Source organism: Firmicutes bacterium HGW-Firmicutes-1, from assembly GCA_002841625.1.
Taxonomy (GTDB): Bacteria; Bacillota; Clostridia; order Lachnospirales; family Vallitaleaceae; genus HGW-1.
On sequence record PHAG01000008.1, the window covers coordinates 58,196 to 83,612 of the forward strand.

At 34.6% G+C, this 25,417-nt stretch carries 22 protein-coding genes; 19 read left to right on the forward strand and 3 right to left on the reverse strand.

The genetic code is table 11. The features are described from left to right. Positions 1 to 19 precede the first annotated feature (19 nt). From CVU84_09965 to CVU84_10000, 8 genes are all read left to right on the forward strand, one after another. Entirely contained in the window at positions 20 to 1,294 is a 1,275-nt protein-coding gene (locus CVU84_09965; protein ID PKM94387.1) for a dihydroorotase, read from the forward strand. Positions 1,295 to 1,320: 26 nt separating this feature from the next. After that, positions 1,321 to 2,253 (forward strand): orotidine-5'-phosphate decarboxylase, encoded by a 933-nt coding sequence (pyrF, locus tag CVU84_09970; GenBank protein PKM94388.1) that lies wholly within the window; start codon positions 1,321 to 1,323, stop codon positions 2,251 to 2,253. Positions 2,254 to 2,297: 44 nt separating this feature from the next. Then, complete coding sequence (locus CVU84_09975; protein PKM94389.1) at positions 2,298 to 3,359, forward strand: carbamoyl phosphate synthase small subunit; 1,062 nt, start codon at positions 2,298 to 2,300, stop codon at positions 3,357 to 3,359. A 44-nt stretch (positions 3,360 to 3,403) separates the two neighbouring features. After that, entirely contained in the window at positions 3,404 to 6,625 is a 3,222-nt protein-coding gene (locus tag CVU84_09980; protein ID PKM94390.1) for a carbamoyl-phosphate synthase large subunit, read from the forward strand. A 1-nt stretch (position 6,626) separates the two neighbouring features. Then, complete coding sequence (locus CVU84_09985) at positions 6,627 to 7,403, forward strand: dihydroorotate dehydrogenase electron transfer subunit (GenBank protein ID PKM94391.1); 777 nt, start codon at positions 6,627 to 6,629, stop codon at positions 7,401 to 7,403. Beyond that, positions 7,403 to 8,305 carry a dihydroorotate dehydrogenase gene (locus CVU84_09990; GenBank protein PKM94392.1) on the forward strand — a complete coding sequence of 301 codons (903 nt, stop codon included), beginning with the start codon at positions 7,403 to 7,405 and terminating at the stop codon, positions 8,303 to 8,305. Before CVU84_09985 ends, CVU84_09990 begins: the two co-directional genes overlap by 1 nt. A gap of 71 nt (positions 8,306 to 8,376) precedes the next feature. Beyond that, positions 8,377 to 9,051: an orotate phosphoribosyltransferase gene (locus CVU84_09995; protein PKM94393.1), complete on the forward strand. Its 675-nt coding sequence runs from the start codon at positions 8,377 to 8,379 to the stop codon at positions 9,049 to 9,051. A 95-nt stretch (positions 9,052 to 9,146) separates the two neighbouring features. Further along, positions 9,147 to 9,536 (forward strand): hemerythrin, encoded by a 390-nt coding sequence (locus CVU84_10000; protein ID PKM94394.1) that lies wholly within the window; start codon positions 9,147 to 9,149, stop codon positions 9,534 to 9,536. A 340-nt stretch (positions 9,537 to 9,876) separates the two neighbouring features. Here CVU84_10000 and CVU84_10005 read toward each other — a convergent pair whose 3' ends face one another. Beyond that, the gene (locus tag CVU84_10005) at positions 9,877 to 12,471 is read right to left on the reverse strand and encodes a hypothetical protein (GenBank protein ID PKM94395.1); all 2,595 of its coding nucleotides are present in this window, start codon (positions 12,469 to 12,471) and stop codon (positions 9,877 to 9,879) included. Positions 12,472 to 12,584: 113 nt separating this feature from the next. Further along, positions 12,585 to 15,353 (reverse strand): hypothetical protein, encoded by a 2,769-nt coding sequence (locus tag CVU84_10010; protein ID PKM94396.1) that lies wholly within the window; start codon positions 15,351 to 15,353, stop codon positions 12,585 to 12,587. A gap of 137 nt (positions 15,354 to 15,490) precedes the next feature. Here CVU84_10010 and CVU84_10015 point away from each other — a divergent pair, with 137 nt between their 5' ends. Both CVU84_10015 and glmS read left to right on the forward strand, forming a co-directional pair. Next, positions 15,491 to 16,840 carry a phosphoglucosamine mutase gene (locus CVU84_10015; protein PKM94397.1) on the forward strand — a complete coding sequence of 450 codons (1,350 nt, stop codon included), beginning with the start codon at positions 15,491 to 15,493 and terminating at the stop codon, positions 16,838 to 16,840. A gap of 11 nt (positions 16,841 to 16,851) precedes the next feature. Beyond that, entirely contained in the window at positions 16,852 to 18,684 is a 1,833-nt protein-coding gene (gene glmS, locus CVU84_10020; GenBank protein ID PKM94398.1) for a glutamine--fructose-6-phosphate transaminase (isomerizing), read from the forward strand. Positions 18,685 to 18,772: 88 nt separating this feature from the next. Here the strand turns inward: glmS and CVU84_10025 are convergent, their stop codons facing one another. Then, positions 18,773 to 18,985, reverse strand: coding sequence for a hypothetical protein (locus CVU84_10025; GenBank protein PKM94399.1), 213 nt, complete (start codon positions 18,983 to 18,985; stop codon positions 18,773 to 18,775). Between the two features lie 220 nt (positions 18,986 to 19,205). Between CVU84_10025 and CVU84_10030 the strand changes: the two genes are divergently transcribed. The 9 genes from CVU84_10030 (at position 19,206) to CVU84_10070 (ending at position 25,388) form a co-directional block, all read left to right on the forward strand. Further along, positions 19,206 to 20,075 (forward strand): hypothetical protein, encoded by an 870-nt coding sequence (locus CVU84_10030; protein ID PKM94400.1) that lies wholly within the window; start codon positions 19,206 to 19,208, stop codon positions 20,073 to 20,075. A 175-nt stretch (positions 20,076 to 20,250) separates the two neighbouring features. Continuing rightward, positions 20,251 to 20,598 (forward strand): transcriptional regulator, encoded by a 348-nt coding sequence (locus CVU84_10035; GenBank protein PKM94401.1) that lies wholly within the window; start codon positions 20,251 to 20,253, stop codon positions 20,596 to 20,598. 72 nt (positions 20,599 to 20,670) lie between these two features. Further along, positions 20,671 to 21,678, forward strand: coding sequence for a hypothetical protein (locus CVU84_10040; protein PKM94402.1), 1,008 nt, complete (start codon positions 20,671 to 20,673; stop codon positions 21,676 to 21,678). A 21-nt stretch (positions 21,679 to 21,699) separates the two neighbouring features. After that, positions 21,700 to 21,930, forward strand: coding sequence for a redox-active disulfide protein 2 (locus tag CVU84_10045; protein PKM94403.1), 231 nt, complete (start codon positions 21,700 to 21,702; stop codon positions 21,928 to 21,930). Between the two features lie 261 nt (positions 21,931 to 22,191). Beyond that, the gene (locus tag CVU84_10050; protein ID PKM94404.1) at positions 22,192 to 22,710 is read left to right on the forward strand and encodes a hypothetical protein; all 519 of its coding nucleotides are present in this window, start codon (positions 22,192 to 22,194) and stop codon (positions 22,708 to 22,710) included. Next, positions 22,685 to 23,368 (forward strand): hypothetical protein, encoded by a 684-nt coding sequence (locus CVU84_10055; GenBank protein ID PKM94405.1) that lies wholly within the window; start codon positions 22,685 to 22,687, stop codon positions 23,366 to 23,368. Before CVU84_10050 ends, CVU84_10055 begins: the two co-directional genes overlap by 26 nt. 19 nt (positions 23,369 to 23,387) lie before the next feature. Next, entirely contained in the window at positions 23,388 to 23,621 is a 234-nt protein-coding gene (locus tag CVU84_10060; protein PKM94406.1) for a 4Fe-4S ferredoxin, read from the forward strand. Between the two features lie 40 nt (positions 23,622 to 23,661). Continuing rightward, positions 23,662 to 24,945, forward strand: coding sequence for an MFS transporter (locus tag CVU84_10065; protein PKM94407.1), 1,284 nt, complete (start codon positions 23,662 to 23,664; stop codon positions 24,943 to 24,945). 56 nt (positions 24,946 to 25,001) lie between these two features. Then, positions 25,002 to 25,388: a transcriptional regulator gene (locus tag CVU84_10070; protein PKM94408.1), complete on the forward strand. Its 387-nt coding sequence runs from the start codon at positions 25,002 to 25,004 to the stop codon at positions 25,386 to 25,388. The last annotated feature ends 29 nt before the right edge of the window (positions 25,389 to 25,417 follow it).

Sequence of the window (25,417 nt, forward strand, 5' to 3'; positions counted from 1 at the left end):
TGATTAAGGAGAAATGAAGATGAAGCTATTAATAAAAAACGGACGCATGATCAACCCAGCAACAAAAAAAGATCAAGTACAAGATCTGGTTGTTGAAGATGGTATCATTATAGAAATAGGAGATAAAATCAATCTAAAAGATGCTGAAATCATCAATGCAAATAATTGTTGGGTAGTACCTGGATTAATAGATGTACATGTACATTTAAGGGAGCCAGGTTATGAATATAAAGAGACCATAGAAACAGGTTCCATGAGTGCGGCAAAGGGTGGGTTTACTACAATATGCCCGATGCCAAACACGAATCCAGTAGTTGATAACGAAATCCTAGTCGAATACATCAAGTTGAAAGCAGAAAAACAAGCGGTTGTAAATGTGTTGCCAGTTGGTGCGATTACCAAAGGACAAAAAGGCGAGGAATTAGCTAATATTGGAAAAATGAAAGAGGCTGGAATTTGTGCCATAAGTGAAGATGGAAGATCCGTACTTAATGCAGGATTACTAAAAAAAGCCATGATTTATTCTAAAATGTTTGATCTTCCAATCCTATCTCATTGTGAAGACGATTCCCTTGCAGGGAGTGGCTGCATGAATGCAGGAGATACAGCAACCATTCTTGGACTCAAAGGTATTCCAGATGAATCAGAGGAAATTATAGTTGCAAGAGATATTTTACTGGCTGAAAAAACAGGTGTTAAGCTTCATATATGCCATGTTAGTACAGCTGGAAGTGTAGAAATCATTAAGAGAGCAAAGGAAAGAAATATAAGTGTAACTGCAGAAGTTACGCCTCACCATTTTACACTAACAGAAGAAGCAGTTATGGGCTTTGATTCAAATACAAAGATGAACCCACCGCTTAGAACAAAAAAAGATGTCGAGATAATGAAAATTGCATTGAAAGATGGTACAATAGATATCATTGCAACTGACCATGCACCACATCATATCGATGAAAAAAACTGCGAATTCGAAAAAGCTGCCAATGGTATAGTAGGTTTTGAAACAGCGGTGGCATTAACCATAACAGAGCTGGTAGATAAGGGTATTTTAACACCAATGGAAATGATTGAAAAAATGAGTTATAACCCAGCCAAATTACTCAATATAGATAAAGGGAATCTTGATATTGGTAAGATAGCAGATATCACTATTATTGATCCTGAGAAGGTCTATAAGGTAGATGCGAGTACATTTCTATCAAAGAGTAAAAACACTCCCTTTGACGGTAGAGAAGTAAAAGGTCAAGTAAAATATACAATTGTAAATGGTATTGTTAAATACCAGGCATAAATAAACATCATTCAGGAGGAACTATTATGATAGATTCACTAATCGGTAAAATAAAAGCAACTAGTAATCCAACAGTTGTAGGTCTGGATCCAAGATTGGATTTCGTACCTAGTCATATAAAGGAAGAAGCATATGATTTATATGGTAAAACCCTTGAAGGAGCATCAAAAGCATTTTTAGAATTTAACAAAGCGATCATTGATGCAACCTATGATTTGATTCCAGCAGTTAAGCCACAAGTTGCAATGTACGAGCAATATGGAGCAGTAGGTATGCAAGCTTATATTGACACGATAGCATATGCAAAAGCAAAAGGACTCGTAATCATTGGAGATATTAAAAGAAGCGACATAGCCTCAACGGCAACATCTTACTCAGATGGTCATATTGGTAGAGTTGAAATTGAAGGTGAAAAATTAGAAGTGTACAAGGAAGACTTTGTAACACTGAATCCATACCTAGGATATGATTCGATTGAGCCTTATATGGACAATTGCAGGCTATATGATAAAGGCATGTTTGTACTTGTGAAAACTTCTAATCCAAATAGTGGTGAAGTTCAAGACATTACAGTTGGTGAGAATGGCGAAAGACTTTATGAATATATGGGCAAGCTTGTTGCAAAATGGGGCGACGAGGTTATGGGAAATGAAGGTTATAGTAGAATCGGTGCAGTCGTTGGAGCAACGCATAAAGAACAAGGTATAAGACTGCGTGCGCTCATGCCTAAGACTTACTTCTTAGTTCCAGGTTATGGCGCTCAAGGAGCAACAGCAAGTGATCTTGCTGGCTGTTTTAACAAAGACGGTCTAGGAGCAATTGTAAACTCCTCTAGAGGTATTATTGCAGCCTATACACTGAAAGCCTATAAGGATAACTTTACTGAGAAAGAATTTGCACAGGCAGCAAGACAAGCAGTAATTGATATGCGAGAAGATTTAACTAATTGCTTCAGATAGTTGCATATCAATCGATCAAATATTCAAATAGGAGGGCAATATAAATGAAAGCGAAACTCATCCTTGAAAATGGAACAGTTTTTGAAGGTAAAGCTTTTGGACATCTGAAAGAAACAGTTGGAGAAGTAGTATTTAACACTGGTATGACAGGGTACCAAGAAGTGTTGACGGATCCATCATATTATGGACAAATAGTAACCATGACTTACCCACTAATCGGTAATTATGGAATTAATTTAGATGATTTAGAATCAAGTGAAGCAAAGGTAAGAGGCTTCATCGTAAGAGAAAAATGTAACAACCCTAACAACTGGCGTTGTGAATTTGAACTAGAAGAATATTTAAAAAGAAATAGGATTATTGGACTTGAAGGAATTGATACCAGAGCATTAACAAAAATAATCAGAAATTATGGTACGATGAGAGGGATCATCACAGTTAGGGATTTAACAGAAAGTCAAATAAAAAGCAAATTAGACAGCTTCAATAATACCTTTGCTGTAAAGGAAGTATCCACGAACGAGGTCAAGGTTTATGAAGGTGATGGACAACATATAGCAGTTATGGATTTTGGTATCAAAAATAATATTATCAGATCCTTTCAGAAAAGAGACTGCAAGATTACAGTTTTCCCAGCAATGACTACAGCAGAAGAAATACTAGCTTGTAATCCAGATGGGATTTTCCTTTCGAATGGACCAGGGGACCCTAAGGATCTTCAAGAAGTTGTAGATGAACTGAAAAAGTTAATTGGACAAAAGCCTATTACAGGAATATGTCTAGGTCATCAACTGTTAGCTCTTGCACTAGGTGGAGATACAGAAAAATTAAAATTCGGTCATAGAGGAACGAATCATCCTGTAAAGGATCTGACAACGAATAGAGTTATGATTACATCACAAAACCATGGATATGTAGTAAAGGAAGAAGGGCTTCCAAAGGATATTGAAATAACACATATTAATTTAAATGACAATACAGTTGAAGGTATGAGACACCATGGACATCGAATCTATAGTACTCAATTCCATCCAGAGGCTTGCCCTGGACCACATGATACAGATGGGATTTTTGATGAGTTTGTTGAGGCAATGAAGCAGTTATAAAAGGTGAAATGAATAAAAGACCATTTGAAAGGAAAGGTGACATAATGCCAAGAGATTATAGTATAAAAAAGGTTTTGGTTATTGGATCAGGACCGATTGTAATAGGACAAGCAGCAGAATTTGACTATTCTGGAACACAGTGTTGTCAAGCGTTAAAGGAAGAAGGCGTAGAAACAGTTCTGGTAAATAGCAATCCAGCAACCATTATGACAGATAAAGAAATCGCAGATCAAATCTACATTGAGCCATTGACATTAAAGTATTTAGAAAAGGTAATAGATAGGGAAAGACCAGATAGCTTAATAGCAGGAATGGGTGGACAAACAGGACTTAATTTAGCAGTTGAACTACATGACGCAGGTATTTTAGAAAAATATGGTGTTAGAGTTATTGGAACTCAAATTGCTGCAATTAAGGAAGGGGAAGACCGAGAAGATTTCAAGAAATTAATGGAAAAGATTGGTCAACCTGTTATAGAAAGTAAAATAGTAACAACTATGGAGGAAGGCGTAGACTTTGCTGCCCAGATCGGATATCCAGTAGTTGTAAGACCCGCCTATACACTTGGTGGTTCAGGCGGTGGAATCGCAGAAGACCGTGAAGAGCTCAAACAAATTCTAGCACAAGGCTTACAATTAAGCCGTGTTGGTCAAGTGTTATTAGAAAAATCAATTAAGGGCTGGAAAGAAATTGAATATGAAGTAATGAGAGACGGCTTTGGTAATTGTATTACAGTATGTAATATGGAAAATATAGACCCTGTAGGAGTTCATACTGGTGATAGTATCGTTGTAGCTCCATCTCAAACCCTTTCTGATGTAGAATATCAAATGCTTAGAAAAGCATCAATTGACATTATAAATGCAATTAAAATTGAAGGAGGCTGTAATGTACAATTAGCACTGCATCCAGAATCTTTTGAATATGCAATCATCGAAATAAATCCTAGAGTAAGTAGGTCATCAGCACTTGCATCTAAGGCAACGGGATATCCAATAGCTAAGGTTGCAACGAAAATTGCACTAGGCTATGGACTTGATGAAATACAAAATGCAGTAACGAAGAAAACAACGGCTTGCTTTGAGCCTACCTTAGATTATTGTGTAATTAAAATTCCAAAATGGCCTTTTGATAAATTTAGAAGAGCAAAGAAGACCCTTGGAACAAAAATGATGGCTACGGGTGAGGTAATGGCAATAGGAAACACCTTTGAAGCGGCTCTTCTAAAGGCAGTACGGTCCTTAGAAATAGGCCAATACTCATTACACCATCCCAAAGCTGCACTTAGAGATATGGACGAGTTAAAGAGACGTGTTCAAGTACCAGATGATGAAAGATTATTTGACTTAGCAGAGCTTCTTAGAAGAAACTATAGAATTGATAAGGTATGTCGTATAACAGGTATGGATCCCTTCTTTGTGGATAAAATCAAAGGAATCGTTGATGAAGAGGAACGTTTAAGAGAAGTAACCATTACAGATATCGATAGGGACTGGATGAGAGACCTAAAAAAGAAAGGCTTCTCTGATAAAGCAATTGCTGATTTTGTTGGTTGTCCTCCAGTTGAAGTATACAATCTTAGAAGAGCTTTCCAAATTAACGCAGTCTTTAAAATGGTAGATACCTGTGGTGGAGAATTTGAAGCAGTTTCACCATATTATTACTCAACTTACGATGAATATGATGAAGTTGAAGTTACTGATAGAAAGAAAGTTATGGTTTTAGGTTCAGGACCAATTAGAATTGGACAAGGTATTGAGTTCGATTATTGCTCAGTGCATGGAATTATGGCACTGAAAAAAGCAGGTATTGAAACAATTATAGTGAATAACAATCCAGAAACTGTTAGTACAGATTTTGATATAGCAGATAAGCTTTACTTTGAACCTTTAACTGAAGAAGATGTCCTTAATATTATTGAAAAAGAGAAACCAAGTGGTGTAATCTTACAATTTGGGGGACAAACAGCCATTAAGTTAGCAAGTTTCTTAAGTGAAATGAATGTTCCAATACTTGGAACAAAACCAGAGCAAATAGATGAAGCAGAAGATAGAGAAAAGTTTGACGATCTTATGGAAAAATTAGATATTAAAAGACCAAAAGGGAAAGCTGTCTGGAAACTGAAAGAAGGCTTAGCAGAAGCTGAATTGCTTGGTTATCCGGTACTTGTAAGGCCTTCCTATGTACTTGGTGGCCAGGGCATGGAAATCACTTACAATGAGATTGAGCTAGAAAGGTACTTGGTTCAAGCCTTTGAGAGAGATCATAAAAACCCAGTTCTAATAGACCGTTATTTAACTGGTAGAGAAATTGAAGTTGATGCAATCTGTGATGGGGAAAACATTCTTATTCCAGGAATCATGGAGCATTTGGAAAGAGCAGGCATTCACTCAGGTGATAGTATCTCCATTTATCCGCCTCAAAATATTTCTCAATCCATAAAGGATCAAATTTTTGTGCAAACAGAAAAGATAGCCGTTGCCTTAAAGGTAATTGGGATGATTAATATTCAATATATTGAATTTAAAGGAGAGCTTTACATTATTGAAGTAAATCCTAGATCTTCAAGAACAGTGCCTTATATTAGCAAGGTTACAGGCGTACCTATGATTGAGCTTGCAACAAGAATAATGCTAGGAGAAAAGCTGGTAAATCTAGGGTTTGGTACTGGGATTTACAAGGAAGCGGACCTAGTAGCCATTAAGGTACCTGTTTTTTCAACCCAAAAGCTACCTGATGTGGAAGTAAGCCTTGGACCAGAAATGAGATCAACAGGGGAAGTGCTTGGTGTAGGTAAAACCTTTGAAGAGGCTCTTTATAAAGGATTTATAGGTTCGGGCATGGGGGTTCTTAGAGGTGGAGGAACGATTCTAGCAACAATTAAGCCTTTAGACCAACCAGAGTTTATTCCACTTGCTAAGAGATTTATCGAAATGGGTTATAGGTTTGTTGCAACAGAAGGTACTGCCAATGTATTAAAAGAATACGGTGTAAATGTTCAATTGGTTAAGAAAATTAGTGAAGGTGTTCCCAATATACTTGATATGATTAGAAGTGGTCTTATAGATATGGTCATCAACACACCAACAAAAGTAAATGATGTTACAAGAGATGGCTTTATCATTAGAAGAGCTGCAATCGAGGCTTCCGTACCTGTACTCACTTCTCTAGATACCGCGAAGGGTATGCTTGGGATTATTTGTGCAAACATGACGGAAGAAGACACGGATATTTATAATTTAGGGTATAGCAAAGAGGAGCAATAAAATGTGCATAGATGAAAATTTAGGTAGGTCAAGATGTAAAATTATTTATAACAATCAAATTGCTGAGGGAGTCTTTGAAATCGTTTTTGAAAGTGATTCCATTTCATCAGAGGCTAAGCCAGGACAATTTGTAAATTTATATAGTAGCTCGGGGAGTATGCTGCTCCCTAGACCAATCAGTATATGTGAGGTTAATCCAGAGGAACAATGGGTTAAGCTTGTTTATGCAGTAGTTGGAGAGGGCACCAAGGAATTCTCAACTCTTGGAAAGGGTAGTTATATTGATGTTTTAGGACCTGTTGGCAATGGGTACACTATAGAGACTTGTGAAGGTAGCATTTTGGTTGGTGGAGGGGTAGGCACACCACCACTTCTTGAGCTTGCCAAAAGAATTGAAGGAAAGAAAACAATCTATTTAGGCTTTAGATCTAATCCATACTTGATAAATGAACTAAAAAAATATGGAGAAGTATTTGTTGCAACAGACGATGGTAGTGAAGGTCACCATGGTACGGTTATAGAGTTAATGAATCAAACAAGTGCTATAGGTCAAAGAATTTATGCATGTGGACCAAAACCAATGTTAAAAGCTCTACAACAATGGGCAGCCGAAAGGAACATTCCGACACAGCTATCATTAGAAGAGAGAATGGGCTGTGGCTTTGGGGCTTGTGTTGGTTGCGTGTGCAAAATAAAAGCGGATAATGAAGTCGGCTATATTTATAAAAAGGTTTGTAAGGATGGCCCTGTATTTGATGCTAAGGAGGTGCTCTTTTAATGAATTTAGGAGTAAATATTGCTGGAGTTCAACTTAAGAATCCTATTATGACCGCATCAGGAACCTTTGGCTCTGGGAAAGAATTTGAAAAATACATTGATATCAATAGATTAGGTGCAGTAATTGTGAAGGGTGTGGCAAATAAAGAATGGCTAGGAAACCCATCCCCAAGAATTGCTGAAACCTATGGAGGTATGCTAAATGCAGTCGGCCTTCAAAATCCAGGAATGGAAGTATTTATCAAGGAAGACATTCCATTTTTAAGAAAATATGATACTAAAATTGTCGTAAATGTAGTTGGGAGAACGATCTCAGATTATTGTGAGGTGGCCGAAAGACTACAAAATGAAGATGTAGACTTGTTAGAGCTTAATATTTCCTGCCCAAATGTAAAAGAGGGTGGCGTTGCCTTTGGGATTAGCCCACAAATGGCAGAGCAAATAACAAGAGAAGTAAAAAAATATGCGAAACAACCTTTAATCGTTAAGCTAAGTCCTAATGTCACAGACATTGCAGAAATTGCACGAGCAGTTGAAGCTGGAGGTGCAGATGCTATTTCATTGATTAATACCTTAATAGGTATGAAAGTGGATATTCATAAAAGACAACCTGTTATAGCAAATAAGTTTGCAGGTCTATCGGGACCGGCAATTAAGCCAGTTGCAGTAAGAATGGTGTATCAAGTTTCTAAGGCTGTAAAGCTACCGATTATTGGATTAGGTGGTATTATGACAGGGGAAGATGCGATTGAATTTTTAATGGTTGGAGCAACTGCAATCGCTGTTGGAACCGCTAATTTAATAAACCCTAGAGCAACAATGAACATACTAGATGAGCTAGAAACTTTTATGAAATCTAAAAAAATTAGTGACATTAAAGAAATAATTGGTATAATAGAATAATAACGCATGCGTGGGGGCGCATTATAGAGATACATAGAGGGTAAAACTAATAGAAGAAAGGGAATGTTAATATGGAGCAATACAAGAAAGATTTTATTGAATTTATGGTGCAATGCGGAGTGCTTACTTTTGGAGATTTCACAACAAAAAGCGGAAGAAAAACGCCATTTTTTGTGAACACAGGCAATTATAGAACTGGAAGGCAATTAAGCCAATTAGGCGATTATTATGCAAAGGCAATCAGAGAAAATTTTGGTTTAGACTTTCAGGTGCTCTACGGCCCAGCTTATAAAGGAATCCCATTAAGCGTAGCAACTTCAATTGCATTAGCTAATTCCTATGGCGCGGATGTAGCATACTGTTCTAATAGAAAAGAAGCGAAAGATCATGGCGAAGCAGGTGTATTACTAGGAAGTAAGCTTAAAGATGGCGACAAGGTAATTATAATCGAAGACGTAACTACAGCAGGAACTTCTATTTATGAAACCATGCCACTGTTAAAAGAAGCTGCAAACGTAGAAGTCCTTGGACTAATCATATCTGTAGATAGAATGGAAAAAGGCAAAACAAATGTAAGCGCATTAAATGAATTAGCAGAAACCTTTGATTTTAAAACATGTTCTATTGTAACAATGGAAGAAGTAATCGGATACTTACATGGTCGCAAAATTGACGGTGTATGCTATATCGACGATGAAATCAAAGAACGAATTAATGATTACTACAATCTATATGGCGCTAAATAGGTTAAAGGGGACAGGCACTTTTGTCTTAAGCTAAAAGGGACAGGCACTTTTGACTCAGTAAAAATCTATAAAGCAAAAGAAAGGATCGTGAGCATATGGCAAATTATATATGGAGCAAGGATTATTCTGTAGGAAATACGATATTAGACCAACACCATCAAAATTTGATTAAGCTTTTTAATGATGCATTTGAAACGATTAAAGCAGATAAGCCGTTTTCTGAAACAAATAAAATAATTAGTGAATTAACAACATATTCGATTTTTCATTTTCATGAAGAAGAGAAGCTAATGAAGGCTGCAGGTTATGTGGATTTAGAAGATCATAAAAAAGAACATGCTGAGTTTATCGCAAAGGTAAAAGAGTTCAAGCAAAATATTTCAGATGACAACAGCAAGTTAAATGAAGATATTTTCCTCTTCTTATATGATTGGCTAATTAACCATATTAATATAACAGACAAAAAATACGTTTCAATCATATAGCGTTAAAGGGGACACGTTAAAGGGGACAGGCACTTTTGTCTTAATTCAATATAATAGTGTAATTAATTCAAAATTTAGAGACAACTATTGTTATTCAATATGTTGTCTCTTTTGATTTAACCGAATGGAAGAAGTCCCCCACTTCTTAAGTGGGGGAACTAATTCCAACATCGGTGGGGTGGAAGCTCCCACTGATGTGCAAGTGAAGCTTCTTGCATTCGGTTACGAAACCGTAGCGAATGCGGAGGTTTTGTAACATTGACTACTGGTGCATTTGATTGTTTTTGGTTAAAGTGGACAGTCTCCTTTGTCTTATCGTCTTTTCAACTTAAATATTCGTTTATATTGTCAGATTTTGTTCGTTTTTCATTTTTCTTTTATGTTCATACATGGCATTGTCAGCCTGTTCAATGAGATCATCTATCGTGTTACATTCATCTTGAGAATACTCGGAAAATCCATAGCTAATGCTAATAGTATAAGGTTTATAGCCCTTATGATTATGATCTTCAATTGTTTCGGTAATTTTCTCTAAGGCATATCGTGCATTTATTAAATCCAAATCCTTGAAAATAATCAAAAATTCATCTCCACCAAATCTACAGAACATATCAAGCTCACGTAATCTAGACTTAATTAGTGAACACAAGTCTTTGATTAACTCATCACCTTCTCTATGACCAAAGGAGTCGTTAATCTTTTTTAGGTTATTAACATCGATAAAACAAATCGTTGTTTGAGATTCGCCTAGAATAGATTTCTCAAGTAGTTTACTTAGTTGTTCAATTCCAGCTCTTCTATTAGGAATTCCTGTTAATGGATCTGTTAATGCAAATAATCTCTCTTTTTCCTCGGCAGCTTTCCTAATTCGAATGTTCTTATACATTAAAGTAACTATCATACCTAAGCTCATAATCATCAACGCGGAAACTATGTAAAAGAAGGCTCTAAACAATTTTTTGTTGCTATAATAAAAATCAATGAATGAAGTTGGCTCATTTATTATTTTGCTACCCATTGGCAAACTATGTTGGTTGATATGAAACTTTTTTAGCATATTGTAGTCAAACATATATGTATTTGGGCTATTTTTAACAATTGGTATTTCAGAAGGTTTTTTGCCACCCAAGATCTGAAATGCCATTTCTCCTACTGTTTCACCATGAGTAATGCCAGAAGTAAGCACCCCACCTAAAAGCCCTTTCCCAATATAAAAGTCCCAGACTCCATATATCGGAACACTGGCATTTGCAGAAATCAATTCTATACTTTCGTCATAAGAAAAACTATTGTTAGACTTATCTCTATTAAAGGATAGAAGTAATATAAGACTATCACTTCCAAGGGTTTTCACTTTTTCTTGAATCTCTGACATATTAAAATCTTCCCAGAATTCAAAATGAACTTTGTCTTTATAATCAGGTATGATAATATCAAGATTTTTTTTGTTTGCTTGACCAGTTACAGTGGTATCGTTAATCACTATGATTTTTTTGATGGAAGGATTGAACTTAAGGGCAACATTAATTGTTCCAATTAAATCATAAGATTCTACTACACCAGTAATGTTTGCCGAGTTTTCAAGCATTGAATCTTCAAAATAATTTACCCCACAAAATATCGTTGGAACATCCTTGTAAATAGTATTATGGTAGAGCTGAATAAAATTAAAAGCAACATCATCTGTAGTAATAATTAGATCAAATCTCGTGTTATTATATTTTTTTATTAATAGCTCATATAAATTTTGAAGATATACAGGGTCAGCGTTTTTCTTGATATCCATATATTCATGAGTAAATTCTACATCAAATGATTTATCTGCCATAGAAGATTTAATCCCGATCTCTAAATCATCAGTCCATTTTAAGCCTTTATTATAAGAATTCAAAATTAAGACCTGTTTTTTTGCTGTCTTTTCAAGATTTATGATTATGCTATCTTGTGGGAGTGATTCTAATCTTATATCGTATTTTTTCAATTGCAGATAATCAAATTCATATTGAGTAGTTTTCTCAGTAACAACAGGTATATCAAAAGGATTTTCTCCATTTAGCACCCTAAGTGCAGTTTTTGCAGCAGTTTCACCTTGATAAAAACCACTGGTTAATTTCCCACCAACGATTCCATGGCCTAAAGTAAAATCCCATACCCCATAAATTGGTACAGAACTATCTTTCTCAATCATTGAGATGGCGTCGTTATACTCATATCGATTGTCTTCATTGTCTTTAAAGTAAATCAAAAACAAAATGATACTGTCTTCAGGTAAGCTACTTGCTTTTTTTGCTATTTGATTCAGATTTTTACCATCTAATTTTTTGAAGTTGATTTTATTTTTATATTGAGGCATTACATTAGAGAACTCTTTCATAATAGCAATACCTGTAGTTGTATCATCATCTACATAGTATATCGTATTCGTATTCGGATGTAGCTCCAAGGCAGTATTTATGGTATCACTTATATCAAAACCCTCAACTACTCCTGTAAACAAACTATTTGGATTAAGCATATCCTTTTCAAAGTAATTGACACCACAGAAAACAACAGGAGTATTTGGGAATAATTCATCACCATAATTTCGAAGAAAATTAAAAGCAGCATCGTCAGAGGATATAATTAAATCAAAGTGTCGGTCTTCATATTTATAGCTATAAGTTTCAAAAAGTGATTGTAAGTATCGATTATCTACAACCCTTTGTGTATCCATATATTCTACTTGAAGCTCAATGTTAACATTATCGGAGTTAAGTACTGATTTTATGCCATCGTATATATCATCACTCCACTTGTAGCCTTTATGATAGGAATTGAGAAATAAAACAGTTTTAATTTCTGGTGATTGATATTGGGCATAAACCATATCGAATGAACTACTCAAAAGGGATAGTAGTACAACAATTATCAAAAAGATCCGACTGGCTTTTCTCATTATATCACCCCATAAAGTATGCTGAGACAAAGGGGACAGGTACCTTTGTCTTAAAAGATCCGATAGGCTTACCCATAAATTTTGCTGAGGCAAAAGTGCCTGTCCCCTTTGCCTTATTTTTGTTCTCTTTTCATTTTTCTTTTGTTTTTATACATTGCATTGTCTGCCTGTTCAATTAGATCATCAAGAGTATTGCATTCTTTTTGATTGTACTCCCCAAATCCATAACTAATACTGAGCATATAAGGTTTGTATTCGTTTTGGTTATGATTTTTGATTGTTTCGTTTATTCTTTCCAAGGCTTGTTTTGCTTCTATGAGATTAGTATCATAAAATATAATTAAAAATTCATCTCCACCAAATCGGCAGAACAGATCAATGTCACGTAATTGTGAGTTAATTAGCAAACATAAGTCTTTGATTAATTCATCACCCTCTCTATGTCCATAGGCATCGTTTGTCTTTTTTAAGTTATTTACATCAATAAAACAAACTGTTGTTTGGAAATTACCTTCTTTGGATTTCTCCAGTAGAGCATTTAAATGTTCAATGCCAGCTCTTCTATTGGGCATTCCTGTGAGAGAATCTGTTAAGGCGTAAAGCCTCTCTTTTTCCTCAGCAGCCTTCCTGATTCGAATGTTCTTATACATTAAAGATAATATTATGCCTAGGGCGAAAAGTATATAAAGGAAGGGTAGTAATAATTTTTTGTTGTTCGTATAAAAATCTATAAGAGAGTTTGGCTCGTTGATTATTTTACTCCCATAAGGCAAACTAGTTATGTTTATTTCGAATTTATCGAGCATTTTGTAATCGAACATGTATATATTTGGACTATTGATTACTACTGGTATATCAGAGGGTTTTTTGCCGCTAAGAATTTCTAATGCCATCTCACCAACAGTTTGACCATGGGTAGTTCCAGAGGTAAGTACACCACCTAACAATCCTTTTCCAATATAAAAGTCCCATACACCATAAATTGGTACACTGGCATACTCTGATATCATCCCAATACTTTCGTCATAGGAAAAAGTGTTGTTCGATTTATCTCTGTTAAAGGACAATAGTAATATAACGCTATCGTTTTTCAATGTCTTAACTTTTTCCTGTATTTCTGACATATTCATGTCATCCCATATCTCAAAAGAAAGCTTGTCTTGATAATCAGGTATTAGTAAATCTAGATTTTTCTTGTTGGCTTGACCCGTTACTGAAGTATCATTGATTACTATGAATTTCTTAATGGAAGGGTTGATTTCAAGAGCAACATTAATCGTTCCTCTTAAATCATAAGACTCTACTACGCCAGTAAAGCTTTCCTTATTCTCAAGCATTGAATCCTCAAAGTAATTTACGCCACAAAAGATAGTTGGAACATCTTTGTAAATAGTGTCGTGATACATCTTGATAAATTTAAAAGCAACATCATCAGTAGTTATAATTAAATCGAACTTCTTATTCTTGTATTTTCGAATTAGTAGCTCATACAAATTCTGAAGATATACTGGATCAGTATTTTTCTGAACATCCATAAATTCATAAGTAAACTCAATATCATCAAGGCTATCTACTAGAGCAGATTTAATACCAATTTCTAAGTCATCAGTCCATTTCAAGCCTTTATTATAGGAATTTAAAATTAATATCTGCTTTTTTGATGTCTTCTCTAGATTGATGATGATGCTATTTTGAGGAAGCAAGTCTACTTCAATTCCATTTTCTTTCAATTGTTGGTAATCAAATTGATAATGAGTCGTCATCTCAGTAACTACAGGTATGTCAGAAGGATTTTCACCATTTAGTACTCTAACAGCTATATTAGCAGCCGTTTCGCCCTGATAAAAACCACTGGTTAATTTTCCTCCAATTATTCCATAACCTAATGTAAAATCCCATACACCATAAATAGGTGTTGAGCTATTTTGCGATAGCATAGATATAGCTTCGTTATACTCATAATGAGTACCTTCATTATCCTTAAAATAAACCAGGTACAAAATAATACTATTCTCTGGTAGGTCTCGAGACTTTTTGATTATTTCATCAAGGTTTGCTCCATCTAGTTTGGCAAAGTTTAATTTATCTTTGTAGGCGGGCATAACCTTTGAGAATTCTTTCATAATAGCAATGCCAGTAGTTGTATCATCATCTACGTAGTATACAGTCTCAGTAGTTGGATGATGCGTTAAAGCGGTATCAATTGTACTACCAATATCAAAACCTTCTACGACACCAGTATAAGAAGCATGCTTTTTAAGCATATCCTCTTCGAGATAATTCACACCACAAAAAACAACTGGAATACCTGGGAATAATTCATCACCATATTCTAGAAGGAAGTTGAAGGCAGCGTCATCAGAGGAAATGATTAAATCAAAATGTCTATCCTTAAATTTATATTTATATGTATCGAAAAGTGATTGAATGTATTGCCTATCGACTACTCGTTGTGCATCCATATATTCTACTTGAAGCTCAATCTTAGCATCATCAGAGTTAAGTACTGACTTAATGCCATCGTAAATATCATCGCTCCATTTGTAGCCTTTGTGATAGGAGTTGAGAAATAAGACGGTTTTCATTTCTGATGAATTATCATCAGCATAAATAAATCCCAATGAATTAAATATAAAAGATAATAGCACTAAACTTAGAAGGATGAGCTGACAGTTCTTCTTCATGAGATCCCCTCGCAATATGTCGAAATATTTTGTGCTTATACACATTATTATAACATTATCTGATAAGATTTTCAATATATTAACAATGCTATTGAAAAGATATTGGGATTGAGATACAGGGTTATAAAGGGTACTGATTCCAATATTAAATCTATACCAGTATCCATATTGGTATATACCAGAGGTAAAAATAATCATATATTTACGCTTTTTTTATTGATGCTCCAAGGGTCGAATGATATAATCAATCCAGATAGTGTGATAAACATTATGCCTTTGTGAGCCCAAAGATGTAAGAAAGCTCATAAGACATAAAATTTGGAAGGAGTTTGTAAATGGGGAATTTATTTGGAACAGATGGCGTTAGAGGTATTGCAAACAAGGAATTAACAGTAGAACTAGCGTATAGATTAGGTCAAGCAGGGGCCTACGTATTAACAAAAGAGAACAAGCATAAGGCAACTATTTTAATAGGTAGAGACACAAGATTATCTGGTGAAATGCTGACAGCTGCAATGGTTGCTGGAATTTGCTCAGTAGGAGCAGATACAGTATCAGTAGGAGTAGTACCAACACCAGCAGTATCTTATTTGACAAAAGAATATGGTGCAGATGCAGGCGTAGTTATTTCAGCATCCCATAATCCAGTAGAATACAATGGAATTAAATTTTTTAACAAGGATGGCTATAAGTTATCTGACTCCTTAGAGGAGGAAATAGAAGCTTTACTTGCAAATGACAACAAGGATATTGAACTTCCAGTGGGTACTGATATTGGTCGAGTGGTTTATAGAACAGAGTGTATCTATGACTACATTCGTTATGCTAAAAGACAGATCAACACGAAACTAGATGGATTAAAGGTTGTTATTGATTGTGCGAACGGTGCATCTTATGTGTCTGCTCCAGAAGCTCTAAGACAACTTGGCGCAGAAGTTATCATTATTCATAATGAACCTGATGGAACCAATATCAATAAAAAATGTGGTTCAACACATATGAACGATTTACAACTGTATGTGAAACAAGTTGAAGCGCATATTGGGTTAGCTTTTGATGGCGATGCTGATAGATGCCTTGCTGTTGATGAAAAAGGTAATATTGTAGATGGCGATCAAATTATGGCCATTTGTGCGTTATATATGAAGGAACAAGGAATTCTTAAAAAAGATACTGTTGTAGCAACAGTAATGAGTAATCTAGGATTCTTTATCATGGGTAAAGAACAAGGACTCAACATTGAACAAACAAAGGTTGGAGATAGGTATGTTCTAGAAAAAATGCTTGAAGAAGGTTACAATCTTGGCGGAGAGCAATCTGGTCATATTATATTTTTAGACGAAAATACAACTGGTGATGGATTACTTACTGCACTTCATTTACTTGAGGTAATGAAAATGACGGGTAAAAGTTTATCTGCTCTTACATCAGTAATGGAAGTTTTACCACAAGTTCTAGTAAATGCAAAAATTAAAATTGAGAAAAAAGATTTATATGAATCGGATGAAGTGATTGCTAAAGCAATTGCAGCTGTTGAAGCAAAGTTTTCCGGTAGCGGCAGAGTGCTTATTAGACCTTCAGGTACAGAACCTCTTATTAGAGTCATGATTGAAGGAAAAAATCAACAAGAGTTATTAATAGAAGCAACAGGGTTAGCAAAATTAATTGAAAATAGATTAAATTAGGAGGCAATGATATGTGTGGGATAGTTGGATATATTGGTAAACAGGAAGCAACGCCTATTCTGATTGAAGGGCTTAGAAGTTTAGAGTATAGAGGTTATGATTCAGCAGGTGTTGTAGTATTTAAAGATGGATTGAATCTTGTAAAGGCTAAGGGAAGACTTGCTAATCTTGAAGAAAAATTAGTTGAGCAAGCTTCCAATGGATTGATGGGTATTGGCCACACTAGATGGGCAACTCATGGAGAACCATCAGATGTGAATTCACATCCTCATATGAACGCAAATAGTACGATTGCTTTAGTACACAATGGTATTATTGAAAATTATTTATCCTTAAAGGATGAATTAGAACTTGAAGGATATCAGTTTTTATCTGAAACAGATACTGAAGTAGGCTTAATGCTTATTGATTATTACTATAAACAAGCAGGTAATTTGTTGGATGCTGTAATTATGGCAACAGATAGATTCGAAGGGTCTTATGCATTGGCAGTTGTGTGCCAAGATGATCCGAATAAGATTATTGCAACAAGAAAAGACAGTCCATTAATCATAGGATTAGGAAAAGGTGAGAACTTTGTTGCCTCTGATATTCCTGCGATTTTAAAGTATACAAGAAATATTTATTTACTTGAAGATGCTGAGTTAGCGATTGTAACAAAAGATGATGTTACGATTCTTAACGAGAAGAAAGAAGTTGTTAATAGGAAAGTGTTTAAGGTTACTTGGGATATTGCTGCAGCTGAAAAGGGCGGCTATGAACATTTTATGTTGAAAGAGATATTTGAACAACCTAAGGTTATTAGGGATACTTTAATTCCTAGATTGCCTTTAGACAAGGATCAAATTGAGTTAGATCAAATTAAGTTAACAAAGAAAGATTTGGCTAAGATCAATAAAATATATATTGTGGCTTGTGGTACTGCTTTTTATAGTGGATTTGTTGGTAAGTATCTTATAGAGCGTGTATCTAGAATTCCAGTTGTTGCTGAAACTGCTTCGGAATTCAGATATAGAGAACCAATTATTGATAAGAATACACTTCTTATCGTGGTATCTCAATCTGGAGAAACTGCTGATACAGTTGCAGCACTACGAATGGGTAAGAAGGCAGGAGCTCATGTAATTGGAGTGGTTAATGTAGTGGGATCAACGATTGCGAGAGAGGCTACTGATATTTTATATACATTGGCTGGTCCTGAAATTGCAGTTGCATCCACGAAAGCATATTCTGCACAGTTATGTGCGATGTATTTGATTTCTACTAAGATCGCAATGGAGCTTGGAGAAATCACTGATGAAGAATTTGCAGAAATTAAGGAAGAATTATATAGCCTTCCTGAAAAGGTAGAAACGATTTTAGCGCAATCTGGTTATATTAAATCGTTAGCGGATAAATATATTAATCTGAAAAATGTATTCTATATTGGAAGAGGCATGGACTATGCGGTTTCAATGGAGGGTGCGTTAAAGATTAAAGAGATTGCTTATTTACACGCTGAGCCTTATGCAGCAGGAGAGTTAAAGCATGGACCGATTGCGTTGATTGAAAATGGATCGTTGTTGGTGGGGCTAGTAGCTCAAGAAGAGTTGTTTGATAAGACGGTGAGCAATATTAAGGAAGTGAAGTCAAGAGGTGCGAGTATATTAGCAATCGCACTTGAAGGGAATACTGAGATTCAAAAAGTTGCAGATGATGTGATTTATGTTCCAAGAACACATTGGATGTTTACGTCAGTGCTAGAAAATATACCACAACAGTTGTTTGCTTATTATATCGCTTGTGGGTTGGGTCATGATGTGGATAAACCAAGGAATTTGGCGAAGAGCGTTACGGTAGAGTAATAATAAAATTAAGTTGTTCAAAAAAGGCATGTAATTGGGAACGAAAATCTCATTACATGTCTTTTGGTTTTCTAGAAATAGTAAAAAATTAGCCTAGCTTATTTATTTTATACCCATTATTTTGCAAATGATTATTGATCTCTGCATCTGATGTTTCCTCGTCAAAATTTACATCTAAAAATGTTTCATCTTCACTCAAGTATATATCCTGCACACCTCGCATTCCTTCTAATTGGTTTATAACTTTAACTTGTGTTTCTTTTTGCTCTAACCCTTCGATGTTAAGTCTTATACTCTGCATATGCGCTACTCCTCTCTTTTTATGGGGTGTAATTATATTATTTGCAACAAACAATATTTCATACCAACTATCGCTAAGTAAGAACGATCAAAATTCATATTTAGCAAATAATTGATAAGTTGAAATAAAATCTATTGAATATAAAGTAGGCATATGACACAATTATATTACCATATACGGAGAAAATTAATAAAATTCTTATAGAAAGGAAAAAGTGAATATGAACGCATTAAGAAAAGAGTATGATTGTTTCGGACCATGGTTGCTAGAAATCAACAATCAAGAAGAAGTTCCTCCGATATTCAAAGATGCTTATCATTATGGGGATGATGTAAAATTTGCATTTAAAATTCCAGTACATGTTGAACGCAGGAATACATCACCTGGAAGTATTCTTTATGACAGTGTAATAAGTTTAAATGATGAACAAATTTATATTTTTAATCTTGTAAAAACATCAGTTTCAGCAAGAGTAATTCATTATCGAGAAATTTTATTCATTCAAAATATAAAAAATTTATTGAAAGGAGAGTTGAAAATATATATTTCAGGTGAACCTATTTTCATTCATTATAATACGATCTCGAGTACTGTTATTGACCATGTGGTCGAAATATTAAGACAAAAGTATACGCAAGAAAATATAAAAACCTATGAACTCCCCCATCTAAATGAAGTACCTACAATGATTCCACTATTTGAAAACTTATGGAATCAATTAGAAAGAAAAGAACAAGTAGCTATTTTGAATTACCAACCAGTGGTGAAGTTGTCAGCAAATAAAAAGAGCTTACTAGAAAAAATTTTTCAGTGGAGATATAGGATAGAATTACAAGGTAATGTTTTTGCGAGTAACAAAAAAGAACTGATTATAATGAGTAGAATAAATTGTACAAAGTACTCTCGCAGGGCAGATTATAGTGATATGCATACATACATTCCTTTCAATCATATTAGTGATATTACAATAGAACAAAATAATGAATTCGATAACTTGAAAAACATTAGTATTCAGATTGATAACCATGTTGTTGTATTCATGATTAATAAGAATCTTCACATGGAGGAATGGGTGAATCTTTTACGATAGGTAGGAAATTATGTAAGAGCTTATAATGGGGAAAAGATTGGAAAAAACATTTTCATTAAAAAGAGTAATTGACATTTATCAAAAAATCAGTTAAGATACTTATATACCCATATGGGAATAAGAGTATCTTTTTTGGTTATAATAAATCTAATGACAAAACAAAGGATGTGCTATAATGGATAATTTAATTAATTTGTTTAAAGTTTTATCCGATGAGACAAGATTGAGAATTTTAATTTTACTATACCATAGGTCGCTTTGTGTTTGCCAGATGCAGGCAATCTTGGAAGAACAACAGCCGAAAATTTCAAAGCATCTTGGTAAACTGAGAGATATGGGGTTTGTAAAATATAAACGACAAGAACAACTTATATACTATTATTTAGATGATACAAATAGTGTCCTTGCAGATGCATTGCAGATGATCGTATGTAATATGAAGGATGATATTGGATTTAAAAGAGATTTAGAAAGACTGGATAAGGTTGAGGAATATCTACAAGTTCAGAACTTACAGTTATAAAGAAATGTAGAATTCATAAAGATAACTAGCCGGAGATTCAATGGTAAACGAAACAAGGAAGGTGTATAAACTATGCTTAATTTTTTTAATGGAATTTGGAGTGTATTTACTAGTATTTTAAAGTTTGAGTGGTTATATTATTTAGTAGAAAAGCTTGTAGAAAATGTATTTAAATTGTCAATGGATACGAATTTAGGATCATCAGTGCATTTCTTTATATATGATGTCATCAAAATTTTAATGTTATTGAGTATTATGATTTTTGTTATATCATATGTTCGTAGTTATTTTCCACCAGAGAGAACAAAGAAAATTCTCGAAAAGTTCAGTGGAATAAAAGGTAATATTATGGCTTCATTACTTGGAACAGTAACACCATTTTGTTCATGTTCCTCAGTTCCGATTTTTATTGGCTTCGTTGAAAGTGGTATTCCACTAGGAGTAACCTTTTCATTTTTAATCACCTCTCCATTAATTAATCAAGGAGCAATTATTGTTCTTTTAGCGGCATTTGGATGGAAAGTGGCAGCTCTATATATTGCTATGGGTGTTTTGATTGGAATAGTAGGTGGGATTGTTATTGGTAAGTTAAAGCTTGAAGGTGAAGTAGAAGGTTATGTATACGAGATGTCAATGGGTGAAGTTGTTATAGAAACCATGACAAAAAAACAACGTGTTGATTTTTCTATTAATGAGGTTAAAGCAATTGTAAAGCATGTATGGTTATATTTGTTAATTGGAATTGGTTTAGGCGCCGCTATTCATGGATGGGCACCAGCTGATATTCTTAGCAAATATGCGGGACCGGGTAATCCATTTGCTGTACTGGTTGGTGTGGCAGTTGGGATTCCTTTATATGGCGATGTTATAGGAACGATACCAATAGCGGAAGCATTGATTGCAAAAGGTATGGGTATAGGTACAGCGCTTTCTTTTATGATGGCTGTAGCAGCATTATCCTTGCCTGCCATGATTCTCCTACGCAAGGTAATTAAGCCAAAGCTACTTGCCATTTTTGTAGGGATTACAGGAACTGCAATCATTGTTGTGGGTTATATGTTTAATTTTATACTACATTAAAATTCTAAGGAGGTACTTTTTATGGAAATCAAAGTTTTAGGACCGGGTTGTAAGAACTGTAAGGTATTAGAAGAAAACACACAAAAAGCAGTGAAAGCGTTAAATCTTGATGCGACAATTGAAAAAGTAACAGACATGAAGGAAATTATTGGATATGGTGTTATGAGAACACCAGCTCTTGTTGTAGATGGTACGGTTAAGGTGATGGGAAGAGTTCCTTCACCAGAAGAAATTAAAGAGTTGTTAATTTAACCGAATGGAATTAGTTCCCCCACTTCTTAAGTGGGTGAACTAATTCCAACATCGGTGGGGATTCGAGCCCCACTGATGTGCAAGTCAAGATTGCATTCGGTAACGAAACCGTAGCGAATGCGGAGGTTTTGTAACATTGAATGCTAAAAAGTGGTGTTACTAACCTTAAGTTATTACTAAACAAAACCCACCATGACATAATGAGTGGGTTTTGTTTAGTATAAATAGAGTAAAACAAATTAATTAATAGGGGGAATTTATTTGAACAAGAAAAGCTGGGTGATTATTGGAGTTGTTATATTGCTAGTAATATCAACATTTTTAATAAAAAATATTATCGGGAAAGACAAAGAGCAAGAGCAGAGTGTGGTCATCTCAAAACAAACTGAAGATAAGGACAAAGATTTATCTAAAACGAATCTCGAGGAGCAATTTGACTATATCAATAGTCAATCAAAACCAACTTTAATCATTTTTTCATATGAAGGGGATTGTTGTGAAAGCACGAAGAAGTTTTTTGACGAATACAATACCAATGTTTCACAATTGATGACAGAGTATGAAGATGAATTCGAATCACTGCTTATTAATACTGGACTTATTACAAGTGAAGAAGAAAAGGAAGTGCTTATAAAAATTGCAAATGATTATGGAGTTTCAACATTACCTTCAATACTTATATGCGATAAAAAAGGTGAGAAAGTTCAGGTGATTGAAGGCCCCTTTGACCTTGAAAAAGTTAAAATAGTAATGAATGAGGTGGTTGACAGTGAGTCTTAGTTCTGATATGAATATAATAGCTGCATTATTGATTGTCTTTTTCACTGGGCTAATTAGTGGATTAAGTCCTTGTACATTGCCAACAGTAGCTTTTACAGTTGCTTATGTAAGTGGTAAACAAAGTACGTCTAAAAAGAAAGCTTTTATTCTATCCCTTGCGTTTGTACTTGGTATTGCATTTATGTTGACAATACTTGGTATGTTTGCTGGTATGTTAGGAAATGCCTTTCTGAGGAGCAATATCATTAATTACATTATGAGTGGTATATTGATTATCATGGGATTATGGATGTTAAAGGTAATTGATTTTAGTAGAAATAAGTGCGGTCATAGATTAGAGGCTCATATTCCTAATAAAGGAAGTGGCATTTTAGGGGCATTTGTTCTGGGAATTCCTTTTGGGATATCTGCATCTCCGTGTACAATGCCGATCACTGCTTCAGTATTGGCTTATTCGGCAACAACACAAAGTGCATTTATTGGAATGCTTATGATGTTTACATATGCGATAGGAAGAAGCATCCCGCTGCTAATCGTTGGTACTTTTACAGGCTTACTGAACAACTTAAAAACTATTTCAAAATATCAAAGTAAGATAGAAAAAATGAGTGGAGTTTTATTAATTATACTTGCCTTATATTTTATATGGAAGGCGTAAAGAATTTGGAGGATAAAATATGTCGAAAATGTGGTATCCTGTAATAGATTATAGTTTATGCAAAGAATGTGGGGCATGTATTAATCTATGCAGACAGGGCGTTTATGAAAAAGAAGTGTTTAAACCAAAAGTAATTAATCCAGATGGATGCATTCAAGGATGTCATGGTTGTGGGAATTTATGCCCTTTAAGTGCAATAGAATATGTGGGCGATACAAACGATTTGAAGAATATTGGATGTACCTGTTCGTAATAATAGTGAAATATTACACTTGCTTTATATTGGAGGATGTATGTTACAACGAGATGAAACGAATATAGATACGAATGAAAAGAATCCCTTAGGACAAAACACTACAGATGAATTCAACGGTTGGAAGAAGAATGTTGTACTCTTTTTGTCGGGTCAAACAATCTCTTTGTTTGGCTCGGCATTGGTTCAATTTGCTATCATTTGGCATATCACCCTTACAACAAAATCTGGAGTGATGATGACGATATCAACAGTATGCGCCTTTTTGCCTCAATTACTGATATCATTATTTGCTGGGGTTTGGGCAGATAGATACAATAGAAAGCTTCTGATTATTTTATCAGATATTTTAATAGCTTCTTCAACCTTTGTATTAGCCATTCTCTTTTTACTTGGATATGGAAGTCTGTGGCAATTATTCTTGATATCAGGCATAAGGTCTATAGGAACCGGAATTCAATCACCAGCTGTGAACGCCTTTTTACCTCAGATTGTTCCAGAGAAAAAGTTGATGAAGGTTAACGGAATTAACAGTAGTATCGGGTCGTCAATTATGTTGATCTCGCCGATTGTTAGTGGTGCGTTACTTGCAACATCAAAATTTGAGACAACCTTATTTATTGATGTTGTAACTGCTTGTATTGCGGTTTTCATTATGATTCTTTTGAAGGTTTCTCCACACAAAAAAGCTTCGCAAATACAAACCACTGGTTATTTTGATGATCTAAAAGAAGGACTAAAGTATGTTCAAGATAATCATTTTATCAAAGAGCTTTTATGGTTTTATGCGCTATTTTTCTTTTTACTGGTTCCAGTTGCGTTCTTAACACCTTTGATGGTGGCGCGCTCCTTCGGTGATGAAGTTTGGAGACTTACAGCGAATGAGGTCGTATTTTTTTCGGGCTCAATACTCGGTGGAATTGCTATTTCCTTATGGGGAGGTTTGAAAAATCGTATCCATACAATTGCGTTTTCTTGTACTATTTTTGGCGTTCTGACGCTTGCTTTAGGGCTATCAAATACCTTTTTTATCTATCTGTTTTTTATGTTTTTGAGTGGCACTGTTGTACCTTTCTTTAGCTCAGCGATTACAGTATTTCTACAAGAGGAAATTGAGCAAGATATGCAGGGGAGAGTTTTTGGTTTAACTCAAATCGTTATAACTGCTGTTATGCCTTTAGGAATGGCATTTTTTGGTCCTATTGCAGATTTGATAAAAATAGAAATTCTATTAATGATAACTGGACTTCTATTAGCTGTATTAGGTGCTAGAATATATTTTGATAAGCGAATTACCATAAATGGCTTGACAAATAAATCTTAAAGAGGTAATATATTAGTATAATCGAGTTCACTCATATACGAAGGAGGCTATCTAAATTGATTTTATCTGAATTATTTAAAGCATTAGGTGATGAAAATAGACTTAGAATTTTGAATTTATTAATTAATGAAGAGCTTTGTGTATGTGAGGTTGAGATGGTATTGAATATGACCCAATCTAATGTATCAAGACATCTGAGTAAATTAAAAAGCATGGGCTTGATTGCTTCCTATAAAAAAGCACAATGGGTTTATTATGAAATGGATAGTAATTTTATCAATCAATATCCTTTGCTATATGAGTTTCTACAAAATGAGAGCAAGAAGAGCAAAGAATATATGAAAGATATTGAAATCCTTTCTAAATATAAAAAGAGTAGTTGCACTTTTGTGGAATTTAAAGAATCATTTATCAAAGACAATGAATTTTATGTATCCAAATAACCCAAAAAGAATATAATAGTATATGAGTA

What these genes read in the sequence shown, in the direction of transcription:
- CVU84_09965 (PKM94387.1), top strand. Translation starts at nt 20, where the DNA reads ATGAAGCTATTAATAAAAAACGGACGCATGATCAACCCAGCAACAAAA.
- CVU84_10005 (PKM94395.1), bottom strand. Translation starts at nt 12,471, where the DNA reads ATGAGAAAAGCCAGTCGGATCTTTTTGATAATTGTTGTACTACTATCC.
- CVU84_10030 (PKM94400.1), top strand. Translation starts at nt 19,206, where the DNA reads ATGAACGCATTAAGAAAAGAGTATGATTGTTTCGGACCATGGTTGCTA.
- CVU84_10055 (PKM94405.1), top strand. Translation starts at nt 22,685, where the DNA reads ATGAGGTGGTTGACAGTGAGTCTTAGTTCTGATATGAATATAATAGCT.
- CVU84_10000 (PKM94394.1), top strand. Translation starts at nt 9,147, where the DNA reads ATGGCAAATTATATATGGAGCAAGGATTATTCTGTAGGAAATACGATA.
- CVU84_10025 (PKM94399.1), bottom strand. Translation starts at nt 18,985, where the DNA reads ATGCAGAGTATAAGACTTAACATCGAAGGGTTAGAGCAAAAAGAAACA.
- pyrF (PKM94388.1), top strand. Translation starts at nt 1,321, where the DNA reads ATGATAGATTCACTAATCGGTAAAATAAAAGCAACTAGTAATCCAACA.
- CVU84_10015 (PKM94397.1), top strand. Translation starts at nt 15,491, where the DNA reads ATGGGGAATTTATTTGGAACAGATGGCGTTAGAGGTATTGCAAACAAG.
- CVU84_10010 (PKM94396.1), bottom strand. Translation starts at nt 15,353, where the DNA reads ATGATTATTTTTACCTCTGGTATATACCAATATGGATACTGGTATAGA.
- CVU84_09975 (PKM94389.1), top strand. Translation starts at nt 2,298, where the DNA reads ATGAAAGCGAAACTCATCCTTGAAAATGGAACAGTTTTTGAAGGTAAA.
- CVU84_09985 (PKM94391.1), top strand. Translation starts at nt 6,627, where the DNA reads ATGTGCATAGATGAAAATTTAGGTAGGTCAAGATGTAAAATTATTTAT.
- CVU84_10065 (PKM94407.1), top strand. Translation starts at nt 23,662, where the DNA reads ATGTTACAACGAGATGAAACGAATATAGATACGAATGAAAAGAATCCC.
- CVU84_09995 (PKM94393.1), top strand. Translation starts at nt 8,377, where the DNA reads ATGGAGCAATACAAGAAAGATTTTATTGAATTTATGGTGCAATGCGGA.
- CVU84_09990 (PKM94392.1), top strand. Translation starts at nt 7,403, where the DNA reads ATGAATTTAGGAGTAAATATTGCTGGAGTTCAACTTAAGAATCCTATT.
- CVU84_10060 (PKM94406.1), top strand. Translation starts at nt 23,388, where the DNA reads ATGTCGAAAATGTGGTATCCTGTAATAGATTATAGTTTATGCAAAGAA.
- CVU84_09980 (PKM94390.1), top strand. Translation starts at nt 3,404, where the DNA reads ATGCCAAGAGATTATAGTATAAAAAAGGTTTTGGTTATTGGATCAGGA.
- CVU84_10040 (PKM94402.1), top strand. Translation starts at nt 20,671, where the DNA reads ATGCTTAATTTTTTTAATGGAATTTGGAGTGTATTTACTAGTATTTTA.
- CVU84_10045 (PKM94403.1), top strand. Translation starts at nt 21,700, where the DNA reads ATGGAAATCAAAGTTTTAGGACCGGGTTGTAAGAACTGTAAGGTATTA.
- CVU84_10035 (PKM94401.1), top strand. Translation starts at nt 20,251, where the DNA reads ATGGATAATTTAATTAATTTGTTTAAAGTTTTATCCGATGAGACAAGA.
- glmS (PKM94398.1), top strand. Translation starts at nt 16,852, where the DNA reads ATGTGTGGGATAGTTGGATATATTGGTAAACAGGAAGCAACGCCTATT.